Source organism: Alteromonas lipotrueae, assembly GCF_019249255.1.
GTDB lineage: Bacteria > Pseudomonadota > Gammaproteobacteria > Enterobacterales > Alteromonadaceae > Alteromonas > Alteromonas lipotrueae.
Genome location: NZ_JAESDJ010000005.1, coordinates 1 through 15,192, shown reverse-complemented (window position 1 = coordinate 15,192; position 15,192 = coordinate 1). Strand labels below are relative to the sequence as shown.

The window sequence follows — 15,192 nt, the reverse complement described above, 5'->3', positions numbered from 1 at the left end:
AAAATTAACCTTTGAGCACATTTTTTGCGTACTACGATTGTAGTGACATGCAATAAACGATTAAACCGACCCGTTTAGGTTTCTTCAATACCTAAACCCAAAGTTTAGACTGTACGCTTTAAAATTGAATCAAAGGAAAAAATATGAATTTCAAAAACTTAGCTTCACTTTCGTTGGTAGGTTTCGTTTTACTCGCAGTAACGGGCTGCGCCTCCATGGGTGACGGCAGTGTTGCTGAAAAGCGACAAGCTATATTAGATATGCAGCAAAATGCATTAGCTAGGCTATACACAGAAAAGCCTGATACTCGTTCTCAAGTTCGTGATGCGGCTGGCTACGCGGTATTCACGAATGCAAATATTAACGTCATTTTCTTTGCTGCTGGTACGGGTTATGGCGTAGTGAACAACCAAGTCACTGGCACAAAAACATATATGAATATGGCTGAAGGCGGTGTTGGCCTTGGACTAGGTGCGAAAGATTACCGCGTAGTGATGGTTTTCCATACGCAAAAAGCCATGAACTACTTTATCGAGAATGGTTGGACAGTAGGCGGTAATGCTGATGCTGCAGCTAAAGCCGGTAACAAAGGTATGTCAGCGGAAGGCGAAGGCTATTTAGGCAATGTTACGGTTTATACCATGACCGAAAGCGGCCTAGCCTTGCAAGCCACAGTGAAAGGTACCAAGTTCTGGGTAGATAAAGAACTTAACTAATTGAAAATCCGCTTTATAACTTCGTTCGGTTTGCTTAGGAATTAGGTAAACCGAGCTATCCACTACTACACAATTCGTATGCGCATTTATAATTAAGTCCACTCTACTGAGTGTTCCTACTTAGTTTCCTCTGCCAAAGCTTCAATTTTCATCCACTGCGCTTTGGTACAGTTCTCAAGCATTTCAAAACCTGCGGCGGTTATGTCACTTCCCACCACGAATGGATGAGTCTGATTAGGCTCGCGATGATGTAGGGCTTTCATTTTACCCAAAGTGCCATCTCGCTTGGGGTGATTAGATAGAAAGACATCAATCTGTTGATCCTTCACTACCTGCTGCATTTTAATTGCCGATTGGGTATACGCTTTAATGCGGTTTGCATCAGGCCCATAGTTTAGCCCGGTGCCGCCCCATAATACGGCTTTGTGTGCAGCGCCATTATCCACTACTGAAAACACGACCGAGAGCGTGCCCGGCGTATGGCCTGGTGTATCAAAGAATTGAAACCGCATATGACCGACTTCTAAAATTTTTCCGTTGCTAACCGCGGTGCCCTCTTCAGGCGCCGCCCCCCAACTTGGACTAGAGAAGCCATCACCACCGTCTTGCAGCCACTTCCACTCACGGTCGCTCATTATCACTTCAACGTTATAGCGGGTAGATAACCACTTTTGACCACCATAGTGATCGCCATGTCCGTGGGTGATAATTAAATGTGAAATGGGTTTATCTGCTAGGCCAAGTGTTGCTAGCCCATCAACAATGTATTTGCTTGCCTGTGCTGCATTATTTAAGGCGTCAATTAGCACAATGCTATCACCCGTATCTATCGCCCAACTAGCCACGTTACCTGCACCCACATAATAAAGATTATCGAATACGCGCTGCGGTGCAATAGGTTGTCGTGCGCTACGTTTATGCTTTGCGGTATCTTGGTTTACTTGCCTTTTGCTATTGCGACTTGATTTATTTGATCTTGGCTCTCGCTTTATAGACATATTACGCAATGGTGAATCGATATCGCACAAATCAGCAAAACCGGGGTACATATGTGAGAAACTGAGCCCCGTGTCTGCAAACGTTCGAGCTTCAGTTAATTTTTCAGACGGTGCGATTTCGTCAGAAAAAACACCACGGCTATCGGGCTTTTCGCTCTTTAAGTTTGCTTGAAATGAGTTGCCTGAGACTGTCTCGCTTGTGCTTGTATAGGATGAGGCGGTATTGGCAAAAGCAATGTGCATTGGACTAACGACTAGTCCCATGCACATTAGTTTCAATAGCGTGGTAACGGAGGCAAGCGCGAGCGCTCTGCCTCCATCAATTTTCATCCGTTCTAAAATACCCAATTCACCCCAACCCATAATCTGCGTCCATCTTCCACATAACCATACTCACTGTATCGCATGGTTTTGTCTAACAGGTTATAAAGACCTGTTTGCAACTTAACATTGCGAGTCAACTTGGTGTTAAAACCAATATCAAATAACCCTAACCCAGGTGTCAGTACCGAGCGAGACGATACTGAGGTTAATGCTGTTTCTGCGCTGCGTACCGTCCATCTAGACCAGAGTTCTGAATCTTCGCTCAGTGTCCATGTGGTATTTAGCGTAAATAAATGTTTAGGTTGTTGTACCAATGGTAAGCCTGCATTGTCACCTGTTTTTTGCTCGGAGCGAGTAAAACTATACGCAGCATTGAAAGACCAATCTTCTAGTTTCAATCGTGAAGCCAATTCAAAACCGTAAGACTCTGCTTCATCGATATTAATATTGTAACGATCGGCGTCGTCTAAACAGGTATCCAGTTCACAACTCGTAATGGCAATTTTATCTTCAAAGTCGTTATGGAAAACGGTAACGCTCGTTTCAAAGCCTTGCGCGCCTATGTAATAAAGTGCAAGCTCTTTATTAAGAGTAGTTTCGGGCATCAGTTCGGGGTTACCATGAATGTCGCCACCACGACTTTCTTGAATCCACCCGGCTGCCATTTCACGCAATTCAGGCGTTCGGTATCCACTTGAAACACCACCTTTTAATACCCAATCGTCGCTCATATTCCATACCGCGTATAAACGCGGGCTAATTTCAGAATTGAACAATTCGTTATCGTCTAGGCGGATACCAGCAGTTAGCGCCACAGATTTAGAAATAGCCCACTCATCTTCGCCATAAACTGCCCACTGACTATTTTTAATTTCAGTTGCATCGCCACCGTTAGTATCGAAATCATCTAGGGTTTCTTCTAGATATTCAGCGCCCACGGTCATTCTATGACGCTCGGTGGCAGCAAATGACCACTGGGAATTAACCACAAGGTTATCGATAGTAATATCTCTTCCAACGTTTTCTACCGACTCTTGCTGTACATAAGTACGGCCCTTCACGCTGTCGTAGTTCGCTTCGTGGGTTAAAGCGACAGACTCTCGTTCACTTTCCGTTTCTGAAGCATTACTTGTTTCGGGTAGCGACTGTCCAGGGTTAGACGCCCGGGTTTGATCTTGTGTTACATATTCCAATGAAAAAACATCGGTTTTCGTCGGCGTTAAATGAAGCGCGCTTCTTACATTGCTCAGTGACTTTTCAGCGTAGCCGCGCTCAATATCATCCTCACTCCGCTTTTGATATAACCCACTTAAGCTCACGCTTAACAAATCAGCAATTAACGGTCCTGATACGGCAAGCTGAACTTGGCTATCTGAGCCCGAGTCTGAATGCTGTTGCAGTCGGGTTTCGGCTCGCAGGTTTCCCCCCCATTTACGGTAGTTTTTGCGGGTTATAATATTGATTACGCCGCCCATGGCATCTGAACCATATAGGGTAGACATGGGGCCACGCACTATTTCAATCCGTTCAATGCTGTCTAGTGGTGGTAACCAATCTTGCTCATAACCGCCGCTGCCATTAGGTTGTGATTCTCTTCCTGTTTGCTTTTTACCATCAACTAAAATACTGGTGTACTGGGCAGGTAAACCTCGAATACTAATATCTTGTCGATAGCCTCCCCCCGTTACTGTTACTCCAGGCACATCTCTCAATGCATCAGTCACATCTTTGTAAGCACGCTGAGCAAGCTGTTTACGATCAATAACACTTACTGACGCAGGCGCTTGAGACAAAAGTTGTTCAAAACCAGAAGCTGTCACCGTGATGCTTTCAACATCTTTTGTGACTGCCTGCTCTGCTGCCGTTGAAAAAGAGGCGATAACCGCCAAGCTAAGGAGTGATTGAGGATATTTCATTCTAGAGTTAATCGATTAAGTCAAACATAGCGAAGATGATAAGCATTCTCATTCGTATGTAAAGCGTTAAATTAACAATTTTTTGCGACCAATCGAAAATTAAGACTTAAGTCTATAAAAATCCTACCGACGAAGAATGTTTTAAAGCGCCTAACTCTAACTTTGTGTGCAGCTAACACCTTTAATGTATTGAGTTTACCCCTAGGTAAACGTACGGTTAATATAGATACCTTAACCGCCTTTAGATTCGAGTATTAGCGGCGTTGAAGATAAACACACAAAGGACAACCATGTAGGATGGTCTGCCATTGCGTTCAGTGCAGCCCTCAACTTAGTACAAGTGAGTGTTGGCCTTACTATGTTTACACCCTTTCGTGAAGCTGCAACACAAAATGAGAGCTTAATGCCGTTAGCCAGCGCAGTAGTAGCCTTGTCCTTCATGATTTATTACGCTGCCAAGCTCCTGCTAGGCTTTGCCGCGCTTATTTTTGGCATTGCAAAAATGAAAGATGGCGCTAAGCCCTTAGGTGGAGTGACTGCGCTAGTAGGTGTTGTTGCCATAGTCGCAAATGCAATTTTGATCGTATTTGGCCGTAACGCCTTCTTACCTTCCGCGGTGGCTGGAGGGTTTGGTGTGCTCGCAACCCTGCTTCTGGCTTTCTGTCTGATGCGTGTTGCCGGTAATGATTAGGAGGTATAACGCTACCTAACCCCGCCAGCGTTGGTTTACACGAAAAATTAGGTATGGATGATTGCTCACCGCGGGTCTTTGAAATGCGTCAACAAGTGGTTGATGAGCAAGTGTATGAGAATGACTTGTTTTTAGAAGCCAATGATCCCGACCGCTTTAAGGGTTCTAATGGGAAAGTTAACCTTGCACTAGATTTACTGCTTGGTGACGACATTGAATTACCGCCTCAACCGCCTCAGTTACCACCAATAACCTGTGATTAATCAATTAGTCTAAAAGCGCCTGATTTTTAAACTAAAGTTGGGTAGCCTCCCCCTATTTTATAGACACGAAAATGGTAATATTGGGTTGTAGTTTATTACATTCCTTCTCAACGCCTAGAGGTATTATTATGACAGCGCTACTTTCTTTAAATGCAGATGATTTGTTTATTGTGACTGGCATCGCGATTATGTTTATCAGCTATGCGTTTTTACTGCCTACTGAACTAAAGCGTGCGATCAAAGACAACGGCAGTAAATAATATAAGCTCGCTGAATGTGTCTTTCTACTTCAGTGATACTGAGCGGCAACATTTAAGAGATGACGGGAAGGAACCCTAAAACAACCTGCACGGTTAAATGGTAATATCCACATGTTTAATGCCCCGCGGTATTTTAGTACCCGTTGCATCTGCGGTATTTAATGCGCGGTTTTCATTTTCGCTCAATTGCCGCCCTATCGATTTGTCGCCTTGGCTGTCTTCTTGTTGGCGATTTTCTTGGTTGCTCGGGTGTTCTTTCTGTTCATTTTGCTCGTGCCGTTCCCGTTGCTCCATTTCATCAACGATATGCACTTCATCGTGCTGCTCTTTTTCGTCTTGGTTGAGCGCCTCTGACTTTTCGCTGCGCGACACTTTTTTTACCCGATTATCAGTTTCGATGGGCACTTTGGTATTTCGCGGTAAAATGGAAAAAATTAGATCATTACTCATGGCTACCCCAACCCGCTAAGGTTAATTCTGTGATATTTCATCCACTACATTACCTAATAGGGAAAACGATCACATTGGCTCAGATCAAAAAGTTTTACTATATACATATTAATTTAGACTGAAACTGCAAAAAGAGTTCACTTTCGCCTTGCAAAATCGGGGGCAAACCGCTAATGTTTCAGCCGTTCGGAAATAGGTATTAAGAAATTAAATGAATAACTGCGCTGTAAAACATCACCACCATCATAAAGCATAGCCTTTCAGGTTCGTGCTGGAAGGTCTATTATTCCTTCCAGTGGCGCAGATAGAAAAAATTCTCGACCCCCGGAAGGAAACTTCCGGGGGTTTTTCGTTTTAGGCGTAATCGTTAAGACAGTAAAAAGTAGTACAACGTGTAAGGAACGTTTCAATGAGTAACAGCAAAAGACTTCGAATTGCCATACAGAAATCAGGCCGTTTAAGTGATGACAGCATCGCTCTACTTAAGGCTATTGGCATAAAATTGAACATTCGTGATCGCCTGCTGATTGCGCATTCTACCAACGAGCCTATCGATTTATTACGTGTTCGCGATGACGACATTCCAGGATTAGTGATGGACGGTGTAGCCGACCTTGGCTTCATTGGCGAAAACGAACTTGAAGAAAAAATGTTAGAACGCAAAGCATCTAACAAGCCTTCTGATTATGAAGTATTACGTCGTTTAGACTACGGCGGTTGTCGCTTGTCTATCGCCGTGCCTACTGAAATGGACTACACCAACATTCAGTCTTTAGAAGGCAAGAAAGTGGCTACCACTTACCCATTCCTATTAGAGCGTTATTTTGCAGAGCAAAAAATTAATGCTAAAGCAGTAATGCTTACAGGTTCGGTTGAAGTTGCACCACGCGCTGGCGTTGCCGACGCTATCTGTGACTTGGTATCAACGGGCGCTACCCTTGAAGCGAACGGTCTGGTTGAAGAAGATGTCATCTTCCGCTCAAAAGCAGTATTAATTCAACGTGCCGACGGCAACATGAGTGATGAAAAGCAAACGCTTGTTAATCGCCTTTTGCCACGTGTTGATGGTGTATTGCTGGCAAAAGAAAGCAAGTACATCATGCTTCACGCACCAAAAGCTTACCTGGAACAAGTGAAAAGCTTGTTACCGGGCGCTGAAAACCCAACCGTATTGCCTTTGTCTGGCAATGAAGAGCATGTGGCTATTCATGTTGTTTCTACTGAAACCCTGTTTTGGGAAACCATGGAAAAACTAAAAGCCCTAGGCTGCTCTTCAATATTAGTTATGCCTATCGAAAAAATGATGGGTTAAAAGGCAAAAGATTATGATTATCTGGTCATCTCTATCAAAGCTTGAGAAAAAAACAGCGCTTTCGCGCCCGGCTATGGCCAATAGCCAACAGTTAAAACAAACCGTGGGCGACATTATCGCTAACGTTGAAAGTAAAGGCGATGCCGCTGTTATCGACTTCACTCGTCAGTTTGATTGCCCTGATTTGCAATCGTTAGTGTTATCGCAAGAAAGCATCGACACGTTAGCAAGTTCGGTTACCGCTGAAGTAGCAGGTGCGATTGATATTGCATTTAACAATATTAAAGCGTTTCACGATGCTCAGTTGCCAAGTGATATTGCGCTAACCACTACGCCTGGTGTGAACTGCGAATTGCGCTTCACCCCACTAGACGCAGTAGGTTTGTATATTCCAGGTGGCAGTGCACCTTTGCCTTCAACGGTGCTAATGCTAGGTGTACCAGCGCTGGTAGCGGGTTGTGAAAACAAACTGCTTTGTACGCCACCAAACAAGCAAGGCTTAATTGCCCCTGAAATTGCCTATGCCGCAAGAAAATGTGGCATTGAAGCCATATACCTTTGTGGCGGCGCGCAAGCCATTGCAGCAATGGCATTAGGGACAGAGACTATCCCGCAGGTTGATAAAATATTCGGCCCGGGCAATAGTTTTGTGACTGAAGCCAAACAGCAAGTAAGTTTGCGTGCTGATGGTGCGGCTATTGATATGCCAGCAGGCCCGTCTGAAGTATTGGTGTTAGCTGATGAATTTGCCGATGCTGAATTTGTTGCCTCAGACTTACTTTCTCAAGCAGAGCATGGCCCAGATTCTCAAGCCATTTTAGTGTCTAACAGCGAAGCACTGATTGAAAGTGCGAAGGCAGCGGTTGAACGCCAGTTGTCGACCCTTTCACGTGCCGACATTGCTCGCCCTGCAATGGAAAATGCCCGCTATATTTTGGCCGATTCAGTAGATGACGCTATTTTAGTGAGCAATGCCTATGCGCCTGAACACTTGATAGTGCAAATTGAAGATGCCCGTAGTTTACTGCCGAAAATCAAATACGCAGGTTCAATATTTTTAGGCCCTTGGTCGCCAGAATCTGCCGGTGATTATGCCTCGGGTACTAACCACGTATTACCTACGTACGGTTATGCGAAGAACTATTCTAGTTTAGGTTTACTCGACTTTATGCGTCGTTACACCATTCAAGAGTTATCTGCAGACGGCATGCGCAATTTAGGCCCAGCTATTATGGCATTGGCTAGCGCTGAGGGGCTTGATGCTCACGAACAAGCAGTAGCGCTTCGTATGCAAAAGCTTGCTAACGATAAGGGAGATGCCTAATGTCTGCGCTTGTAGATACCCTTATTGATAACCTAATTAACGACAATTTAGTGCCGCTTAAGCCTTATGAGTCGGCCAGGCGTTTGTATTCAGGCGGTCAAGATTGGCTAAATGCCAATGAATCGCCCTATGCAAATGAATATGCGATAGATGCAAGTAACTTTAATCGTTACCCGTCGTGTCAGCCTTCATCGGTGGTAGAAAGCTATGCGGCTTATGCAGGTATTGATACCTCTCAGTTGATGGTTACCCGTGGTGCAGACGAAGGCATTGAATTACTTATTCGTACCTTTTGTACTCCAGGTAAAGACAGCATAGTAATTTGCCCGCCCACCTATGGCATGTACGCCATTAGTGCAGAAACTTGTGATGTGGGTATTACTACTGTGCCACTAAAAGGCGATTTTAGTTTAGACGTTGAAGGTGTGTGCGCAATTGATAACGCCAATGTTATCTTTATTTGTGCGCCAAATAACCCAACGGGTACACAGGTTGCCAGAGACGATATACGAGCGGTACTCAACCACTTTGCCGATAGCGCTTTAGTGGTAGTGGATGAAGCCTATATTGAGTTTGATTCCGATAATACCTGGGCAAATGAAATAGCGAATTACCCCAACCTAGTAGTACTACGCACGCTTTCAAAAGCCTTTGCGTTAGCGGGTTTACGCTGTGGGTTTACTCTAGCCCAAGCGCCGGTTATTCAAGCGTTGCTAAAAGTCATTGCCCCCTACCCTATTGCAGAGCCTGTGGCACAAATTGCTTCACATGCGTTATCTACTGACTCACTGACATTAATTCAGTTGCAGGTAGATACCATCAATAGAGAAAAAGACCTACTGGCAACCGCGCTTGCCGATATTGACGGCTTTGAATTGGTTGGCGATAGAAAAGCAAACTTTGTGCTATTTCGCTACGAGCGTGCTAGCGAACTCATGCAATATTTGGTGAGCAAAGGGTTATTAATACGCGACCAATCTAAACAGCTTAACCTTACAAATTGCTTGCGAGTAAGCATTGGTACTGAAGAACAAAACCAGCGTTTATTGCAACTGATCAACGAATTTAAAAAGGAGCTAGCGGCATGAGTCAGCAAGCCATTTTATTTATCGACCGCGACGGTACACTTGTAGAAGAACCACCGGTAGATAAACAGCTAGACAGTTTAGAAAAGCTGGTTTTCGAGCCAAACGTTATTCCTGTGCTATTAAAACTGAAAGCAGCAGGCTTTAAGTTTGTCATGGTCACTAACCAAGATGGCCTTGGAACCGATAGCTTTCCACAAGCTGATTTTGACGCGCCTCATAATGCCATGATGGCCATTTTCAAAAGCCAAGGCATTACGTTTGACGACGTGCTTATTTGCCCGCACTTTGAAGAAGACAACTGCACGTGCCGTAAGCCTAAACTGGGGTTAGTGAAAGACTACCTTCAGCAAGGAAAGGTGGATTTCACCCGTTCATACGTGATTGGCGATCGCATGACCGACATGCAACTTGCCGAGAACATGGGTATTAAAGGTTTGCAATATAACCCTGAAACCTTGAACTGGGACCATATTCAAAAAAACTTGTTGTCGTCTTCACGTATTGCCGAAGTTATCCGCACTACCTCAGAAACCGACATTAAGGTGCGCGTAGATTTAGACTCTACCGAGAAGTCGCACATTCACACTGGCTTGGGTTTCTTCGACCACATGCTCGATCAAATTGCGACCCACGGTGGGTTTGAGTTAAACGTGACCGTAGATGGCGATTTGCACATAGATGATCACCACAGTGTGGAAGACACCGCATTGGCATTAGGTGAAGCCCTTAAGAAAGCCCTAGGTGATAAACGTGGTATTGGCCGGTTTGGTTTTGCCTTGCCTATGGATGAGTGCCGCGCAGAATGCATTATGGATATTTCAAACCGCCCTCACCTTAAGTTTGAAGCTGATTTCAGCCGCGACCAAGTGGGCGAAATGGCCACTGAAATGGTGCCGCACTTTTTCTATTCTTTGGCGCAAAGCATGGGGCTGTCGCTTCACCTTTCCACCAGCGAAGGAAATGCTCACCACCAGGTAGAAAGTTTATTCAAAGTATTTGGCCGTGCGTTACGTCAAGCCATTACGCGACAAGGCGATGCACTGCCTAGCAGTAAAGGAGCGCTTTAATGCCTGAAATACAAAAATCACAACGACAAAAAATAGTCATTGTGAACACAGGCTGCGCAAATATTTCATCGGTTCGCTTTGCGCTAGAGCGTTTAGGCGTAACCGTTGAAGTATCTGACGACAAAGATGTGATTACTCGCGCCGACAAAGTCTTTTTACCCGGTGTTGGTACTGCAGCTGCTGCCATGGCAAGCATTACGCAAAAAGACTTATCAAGCACATTGCAAAGCCTAACCCAGCCTGTACTAGGCGTGTGTTTAGGTATGCAGTTAATGGTAGAAAGCAGCGCTGAAGGTAGCTTAGAGAACCGCTTAGGAGACACGCAGGATGATATTCCTTGCTTGTCGCTAATGCCTGGTCGTGTTGCCCGAATGGAAGCGAATGGCTTGCGTTTGCCGCACATGGGTTGGAACACGGTTTCTCATAACGACGACACCTTGTTTAAAGGCATCCCACAAGATACCTATTTCTACTTTGTGCACAGTTTTGCCGTACCAGAGTACGCCCATACCCTAGCCAGCTGTAACTACGGGAACCCGTTTTCAGCGGCCATTAATAAAGACAACTTCTTTGGCGTGCAATTTCACCCTGAACGTTCCAGCGATGCTGGTGCGCAACTACTGACTAACTTTGTGAACCTATAATGATTATTCCAGCAATTGATCTTATCGATGGCAGCGTAGTGCGTTTGTATCAGGGCGACTACGAGCAAAAAACAAAATACGAATTTGACCCGGTAGACGTGGTAAATGACTATGCCGACCAAGGCGCTACTTGGCTGCACATTGTTGATTTAACTGGCGCGAAAGACACCAGCAAGCGCCAGCTTACCTTAATTAAATCAATGGTAGACACCAAGCGCATGCAGTTTCAAGCAGGCGGTGGTATTCGTAGCGAAGAAGAAGTAGCCCAGTTACTCGATATCGGCGTAAGCCGCGTGGTGATTGGATCACTCGCGGTTAAACAACCTGAACTGGTGAAATCGTGGGTAACCAAATACGGTGCTGAACATATCGTATTAGCCTTAGATATTAACATTAGTGAAGACGGCGAAAAGCTGATTGCCACTCACGGATGGCAGGAGAATTCAGGGGTAGCCCTGGAAGACTTGCTAAACGACTTTGCATCAGTTGGTGCTACACATGTGCTTTGCACCGACATTAGCCGTGACGGTACACTACAAGGCGCTAATGTAGAGCTTTACGAAGAGATGAGTGCACGCTTTCCTAATGTTAGCTGGCAAGCATCTGGCGGCATAGGTAGCTTAAACGACATTTCGGCGTTGAAACCAACCAACGTTGGCGGCGTTATTTTAGGCCGTGCCTTACTTGAAGGTAAATTCACCGTGAAGGAGGCTATCGCATGTTGGCAAAACGCATAATTCCTTGCTTAGATGTTCGTGACGGCAAAGTCGTTAAAGGCGTTCAATTTAGAAACCACGAAATTATTGGCGACATCGTACCCTTAGCAGAGCAATACGCAAAAGCGGGGGCTGACGAACTGGTGTTTTACGATATTACTGCAAGCTCAGATGAGCGCGTGGTAGATAAAAGCTGGGTAAGCCGTATTGCACAGGTTATCGACATTCCATTTTGTGTAGCCGGCGGTATTAAAAGCATTGAAGATGCTGGGCGCATTTTAGAAATGGGCGCAGATAAAATTTCAATTAACTCCCCAGCCCTAAACAACCCTGCATTAATTAATGCCATGCATGACGTGTACGGCCAGCAGTGTGTAGTCATTGGGGTAGACAGCTTTTACAACGACGCCACCGGGCAATACGAAGTGTATAAGTTTACTGGCGATGAGAACCGCACTCAAAAGAGCCAATGGCAAACCCTAGACTGGATAAAAGAAGTGCAGTCACGCGGTGCCGGTGAAATTGTGCTTAACTGCATGAACCAAGACGGTGTACGCAAAGGTTATGATATAGCCCAGCTTAGCGCAGTACGTGAAGTGTGCGAAGTACCCCTTATTGCTTCTGGCGGCGCGGGTGAAATTTCACATTTTAACGATGTATTTCAACAAGCCGATGTTGATGGCGCACTAGCCGCTTCCGTATTCCATAAAGGCATTATTAACATTGATGACCTAAAGGCCGATTTAACCGCTAATGGCGTACCTATGCGTAAGCGTCACGCCCTACCAAACGCACAAGGAATAAAGCCGTGATTGTCACTTCCGAAAACAGCAATACCCTAGCATGGGAAAAAATGGACAACCTGCTTCCAGCCATTGTACAAGATGCCCTTTCAGGCAAAGTACTAATGCAGGGTTACATGAACCAAGATGCACTAGCCACTACACTAGATAGCGGTAAAGTCACTTTTTTTAGTCGCTCAAAACTGCGTTTGTGGCAAAAAGGCGAAACCTCAGGCAATACGTTAGATTTAGTCAGCGTAGCCGCCGATTGCGATTTCGACTCGCTATTAGTGTTAGCCAACCCTAACGGCCCTACGTGCCATACAGGTGTTGAAAGCTGCTGGTTTGAAGGCAACACGCCTAGCTTTACCTTTCTCGCTGATTTAGAGCGCTTATTGGCTGCCCGTAAAGGCGCAGATCCGAAAAGCAGCTACACCGCTAGCTTGTACAATAAAGGCATTAAGCGTATTGCACAAAAAGTGGGGGAAGAAGGCGTAGAAACGGCGCTTGCTGCTACGGTACACGACAAAGAAGAGCTTAAAAACGAAGCCGCTGACTTGCTGTACCACCTAACCGTTTTACTACAAGCGAGCGACATGTCGCTTGATGATGCCTTGTCAGTATTGCGGGAACGTCAAAAATAAGTGTTCATCGCCCAATTTCATTGAGCGAAATTGCAACACGTAAAATATAAGGAGCAAGTTACTAGCGTAACTTGCTCCTTTTTTATTTTCATGAACCGCTCATCTTATTGCCTCACTGATTATCTATTTCTCCTTGTAGCATTGTTTTTTTATCACTATGCCTAAATATTTTTATCTCTTTTGGGAAGCATTGAGGATTTATATGGATATTAGTTTACGGGAAGTCACCAAAGACAATTGGCTAGATATTATTCATCTAGAAATTACAAAAGAGCAAGAAAACTATGTGGCGTTAAATTCGGAATCTATCGCCGAATCAAGCTTCTACCCTTATTATGTTAACAGAGCTATTTATCAAGGTGATGAAGCTGTAGGGTTTATTCAATATTATCAAGAGTTAGAAGAAAACCTACCCAACGAGTTTTATATTGCGCAATTTATGGTTGACGTCAAACATCAGGGGCAAGGCATTGGAAAAATTGCGACCGAACAAGTTATTAAAGAAATGAGCGCAATCCCTGCCTGTAAAAAGATAACAATACTCTATATGCCAGGGCACCATGCAATGCGAAAGTTCTATTCACAGTTCGGCTTTGTTGTAACCGAGGAAGATGACGAAGACGGTGTTGTGATGGAGCTTGAAGTTAAATAGTGCAATCTGCCTTAGGGCAGTTTTTCGCTAAGGTCTAGCTTAGCAAGGCATTGTGTAAGCTGATGTTCGTCCTATGATGTGTTCTTTATGAGCTAAGCGGTATTATGTAAAGTCTCGGTCTTGCTGACAGTCGGAAATAGACAAGTAGCGGACGGTCAATAACTTCCGTTTAAGGGGTACAAACGCATGGGATATAATGCGAAGCAGCCCATGTGTTTGTGTCCCAGTGCGCGTTAGCGCACGACTTAAAACGTTTGTTATACCTGTGTTTGGACAACCTTGGAACCGCTTTTTGAAAATGAACTCAAAGCTCGGTCGATACATGAATTTGAAAAAACACTGAAATCATATGGTGCTCTTGCAACTTCATAGTAATTTAGAATCTCTCTACTTTTAACGAATAGTAATAAGGTAACCCCGTCGTTGGCCCATACCGACGACAATGATTCTAAAGGCCACTGAAACCCAAGTAATTCGCTAGCAGCAGCGTTGTCTGAATAAGGACCAAGAACGCAAACCTTTTCCCAGTTTCCGTCAACGTGTTCAATGAGTTTGATTGGTTCTTCTGCGTAATCAAAATTTAAGCGAGGGGCTTCGACCTCTCCGTATGAACAGGCAAACAAACAGAAAATTAAAACCAATAAATACAAGCATTTCATAAGAAGGTATAACTTTTAAATAAGGGGCGATAACGCGTAGGGCACAATAGCGAAGCGGCCCTGCGTGTTAGCGTCCCAAGAGAGTTCCCCCATAAAAGTGGACACTCGTTTCAATTGTTAGGTTTCCTACACATCATTTTTCAATACATCCTCTAATTCTTCTTGGGCGAACTTTCGAGTTTCCGTTTTGAGTTTACTTTCAAAAAACTGCTTACATACTGAAGCGGTCGAAAAATTGATGATTATCGCAGTAAGCCCATCAATAAAGTTGCGGTCTCCTTTTTCCCAATCCCAATGTGACATAGCCCATTTTGAAACCTTATGTTCTATCGCAGCACTAAAACGTCCTTCGGGGTTGTATTCCAATGCGCTTATTCCATCGTTAATAGTTTCTTGAATCATATATATCGGAGGACGCGCTTTTGTCTCGGCAATATTCATAATGACGCTAAGTTGTTCCTCAACCTCTTCGTAGGTTAGGACAGAGGGCAACTTGTCGAAATCAGGGAGCATAACTGTCATCGGAAACCTAACATCCAAATAAGGGGCGGAAACACGTGGGCTAAAATCCCGAGCGAAGCGAGTCAGCCCACGTGTTTGCGTCCCAACGAGATAATTGGACTCCCCAACCTAATAGGTTGGTCTAACATTTACGTTGTCACACACAAAGGTTAGGTAGGAGCCCA

General features: G+C 44.7%; 17 protein-coding genes and 1 other annotated feature. Of the genes, 13 read left to right on the top strand and 4 right to left on the bottom strand.

The features are described 5' to 3' along the window. Window positions 1–143 precede the first annotated feature (143 nt). On the top strand, window positions 144–716 hold the full coding sequence (locus tag KYS23_RS08585) for a lipid-binding SYLF domain-containing protein (protein ID WP_159531939.1): 573 nt from the start codon (window positions 144–146) through the stop codon (window positions 714–716). A gap of 116 nt (window positions 717–832) precedes the next feature. Here KYS23_RS08585 and KYS23_RS08580 read toward each other — a convergent pair whose 3' ends face one another. Next, complete coding sequence (locus KYS23_RS08580) at window positions 833–2,077, bottom strand: MBL fold metallo-hydrolase (protein WP_218418399.1); 1,245 nt, start codon at window positions 2,075–2,077, stop codon at window positions 833–835. Beyond that, window positions 2,050–3,954 (bottom strand): TonB-dependent receptor domain-containing protein, encoded by a 1,905-nt coding sequence (locus KYS23_RS08575; protein WP_218418398.1) that lies wholly within the window; start codon window positions 3,952–3,954, stop codon window positions 2,050–2,052. Before KYS23_RS08575 ends, KYS23_RS08580 begins: the two co-directional genes overlap by 28 nt. Window positions 3,955–4,312: 358 nt before the next feature. Between KYS23_RS08575 and KYS23_RS08570 the strand changes: the two genes are divergently transcribed. The 3 genes from KYS23_RS08570 to KYS23_RS20820 all read left to right on the top strand — a co-directional run bounded on the left by KYS23_RS08570 (window position 4,313) and on the right by KYS23_RS20820 (window position 5,168). Further along, a complete protein-coding gene (locus KYS23_RS08570; protein ID WP_218396587.1) occupies window positions 4,313–4,645 on the top strand; it encodes a hypothetical protein in 333 nt (110 codons plus the stop codon). A gap of 53 nt (window positions 4,646–4,698) precedes the next feature. Beyond that, a complete protein-coding gene (locus KYS23_RS08565) occupies window positions 4,699–4,908 on the top strand; it encodes a hypothetical protein (RefSeq protein ID WP_218418397.1) in 210 nt (69 codons plus the stop codon). Window positions 4,909–5,036: 128 nt separating this feature from the next. After that, entirely contained in the window at window positions 5,037–5,168 is a 132-nt protein-coding gene (locus KYS23_RS20820) for a hypothetical protein (protein ID WP_274608541.1), read from the top strand. 93 nt (window positions 5,169–5,261) lie between these two features. Here KYS23_RS20820 and KYS23_RS08560 read toward each other — a convergent pair whose 3' ends face one another. Continuing rightward, the gene (locus tag KYS23_RS08560) at window positions 5,262–5,618 is read right to left on the bottom strand and encodes a hypothetical protein (protein WP_218418396.1); all 357 of its coding nucleotides are present in this window, start codon (window positions 5,616–5,618) and stop codon (window positions 5,262–5,264) included. A gap of 231 nt (window positions 5,619–5,849) precedes the next feature. Then, window positions 5,850–5,968 (top strand) — a sequence feature (His leader region). 59 nt (window positions 5,969–6,027) lie between these two features. Here KYS23_RS08560 and hisG point away from each other — a divergent pair. The 9 genes from hisG (at window position 6,028) to KYS23_RS08515 (ending at window position 13,847) form a co-directional block, all read left to right on the top strand. Next, window positions 6,028–6,930 carry an ATP phosphoribosyltransferase gene (hisG, locus tag KYS23_RS08555; protein WP_159531949.1) on the top strand — a complete coding sequence of 301 codons (903 nt, stop codon included), beginning with the start codon at window positions 6,028–6,030 and terminating at the stop codon, window positions 6,928–6,930. Between the two features lie 13 nt (window positions 6,931–6,943). Next, complete coding sequence (gene hisD / locus KYS23_RS08550) at window positions 6,944–8,254, top strand: histidinol dehydrogenase (protein WP_159531951.1); 1,311 nt, start codon at window positions 6,944–6,946, stop codon at window positions 8,252–8,254. After that, entirely contained in the window at window positions 8,254–9,342 is a 1,089-nt protein-coding gene (gene hisC / locus KYS23_RS08545; RefSeq protein ID WP_218418395.1) for a histidinol-phosphate transaminase, read from the top strand. Before hisD ends, hisC begins: the two co-directional genes overlap by 1 nt. Further along, window positions 9,339–10,409 carry a bifunctional histidinol-phosphatase/imidazoleglycerol-phosphate dehydratase HisB gene (gene hisB, locus KYS23_RS08540; RefSeq protein ID WP_218418394.1) on the top strand — a complete coding sequence of 357 codons (1,071 nt, stop codon included), beginning with the start codon at window positions 9,339–9,341 and terminating at the stop codon, window positions 10,407–10,409. Before hisC ends, hisB begins: the two co-directional genes overlap by 4 nt. Then, complete coding sequence (hisH, locus tag KYS23_RS08535; protein WP_129739330.1) at window positions 10,409–11,053, top strand: imidazole glycerol phosphate synthase subunit HisH; 645 nt, start codon at window positions 10,409–10,411, stop codon at window positions 11,051–11,053. Before hisB ends, hisH begins: the two co-directional genes overlap by 1 nt. Continuing rightward, on the top strand, window positions 11,053–11,790 hold the full coding sequence (gene hisA, locus KYS23_RS08530; RefSeq protein WP_129739332.1) for a 1-(5-phosphoribosyl)-5-[(5-phosphoribosylamino)methylideneamino]imidazole-4-carboxamide isomerase: 738 nt from the start codon (window positions 11,053–11,055) through the stop codon (window positions 11,788–11,790). Before hisH ends, hisA begins: the two co-directional genes overlap by 1 nt. Next, window positions 11,772–12,581, top strand: coding sequence for an imidazole glycerol phosphate synthase subunit HisF (gene hisF / locus KYS23_RS08525; RefSeq protein ID WP_013783420.1), 810 nt, complete (start codon window positions 11,772–11,774; stop codon window positions 12,579–12,581). Before hisA ends, hisF begins: the two co-directional genes overlap by 19 nt. After that, window positions 12,578–13,195, top strand: coding sequence for a bifunctional phosphoribosyl-AMP cyclohydrolase/phosphoribosyl-ATP diphosphatase HisIE (gene hisIE / locus KYS23_RS08520; RefSeq protein WP_013783419.1), 618 nt, complete (start codon window positions 12,578–12,580; stop codon window positions 13,193–13,195). Before hisF ends, hisIE begins: the two co-directional genes overlap by 4 nt. Before the next feature lie 202 nt (window positions 13,196–13,397). Further along, complete coding sequence (locus KYS23_RS08515; protein ID WP_159531959.1) at window positions 13,398–13,847, top strand: GNAT family N-acetyltransferase; 450 nt, start codon at window positions 13,398–13,400, stop codon at window positions 13,845–13,847. A gap of 785 nt (window positions 13,848–14,632) precedes the next feature. On the opposite strand, the gene KYS23_RS08510 is transcribed toward KYS23_RS08515, so the two are convergent. After that, window positions 14,633–15,028 carry a hypothetical protein gene (locus KYS23_RS08510; protein WP_218396578.1) on the bottom strand — a complete coding sequence of 132 codons (396 nt, stop codon included), beginning with the start codon at window positions 15,026–15,028 and terminating at the stop codon, window positions 14,633–14,635. Window positions 15,029–15,192 lie beyond the last annotated feature (164 nt).

What these genes read in the sequence shown, in the direction of transcription:
- hisG (WP_159531949.1), top strand. Translation starts at nt 6,028, where the DNA reads ATGAGTAACAGCAAAAGACTTCGAATTGCCATACAGAAATCAGGCCGT.
- KYS23_RS08570 (WP_218396587.1), top strand. Translation starts at nt 4,313, where the DNA reads ATGTTTACACCCTTTCGTGAAGCTGCAACACAAAATGAGAGCTTAATG.
- KYS23_RS20820 (WP_274608541.1), top strand. Translation starts at nt 5,037, where the DNA reads ATGACAGCGCTACTTTCTTTAAATGCAGATGATTTGTTTATTGTGACT.
- KYS23_RS08585 (WP_159531939.1), top strand. Translation starts at nt 144, where the DNA reads ATGAATTTCAAAAACTTAGCTTCACTTTCGTTGGTAGGTTTCGTTTTA.
- hisC (WP_218418395.1), top strand. Translation starts at nt 8,254, where the DNA reads ATGTCTGCGCTTGTAGATACCCTTATTGATAACCTAATTAACGACAAT.
- hisH (WP_129739330.1), top strand. Translation starts at nt 10,409, where the DNA reads ATGCCTGAAATACAAAAATCACAACGACAAAAAATAGTCATTGTGAAC.
- KYS23_RS08565 (WP_218418397.1), top strand. Translation starts at nt 4,699, where the DNA reads ATGGATGATTGCTCACCGCGGGTCTTTGAAATGCGTCAACAAGTGGTT.
- hisB (WP_218418394.1), top strand. Translation starts at nt 9,339, where the DNA reads ATGAGTCAGCAAGCCATTTTATTTATCGACCGCGACGGTACACTTGTA.
- KYS23_RS08510 (WP_218396578.1), bottom strand. Translation starts at nt 15,028, where the DNA reads ATGACAGTTATGCTCCCTGATTTCGACAAGTTGCCCTCTGTCCTAACC.
- KYS23_RS08515 (WP_159531959.1), top strand. Translation starts at nt 13,398, where the DNA reads ATGGATATTAGTTTACGGGAAGTCACCAAAGACAATTGGCTAGATATT.
- KYS23_RS08580 (WP_218418399.1), bottom strand. Translation starts at nt 2,077, where the DNA reads ATGGGTTGGGGTGAATTGGGTATTTTAGAACGGATGAAAATTGATGGA.
- hisF (WP_013783420.1), top strand. Translation starts at nt 11,772, where the DNA reads ATGTTGGCAAAACGCATAATTCCTTGCTTAGATGTTCGTGACGGCAAA.
- KYS23_RS08560 (WP_218418396.1), bottom strand. Translation starts at nt 5,618, where the DNA reads ATGAGTAATGATCTAATTTTTTCCATTTTACCGCGAAATACCAAAGTG.
- KYS23_RS08575 (WP_218418398.1), bottom strand. Translation starts at nt 3,954, where the DNA reads ATGAAATATCCTCAATCACTCCTTAGCTTGGCGGTTATCGCCTCTTTT.
- hisA (WP_129739332.1), top strand. Translation starts at nt 11,053, where the DNA reads ATGATTATTCCAGCAATTGATCTTATCGATGGCAGCGTAGTGCGTTTG.
- hisD (WP_159531951.1), top strand. Translation starts at nt 6,944, where the DNA reads ATGATTATCTGGTCATCTCTATCAAAGCTTGAGAAAAAAACAGCGCTT.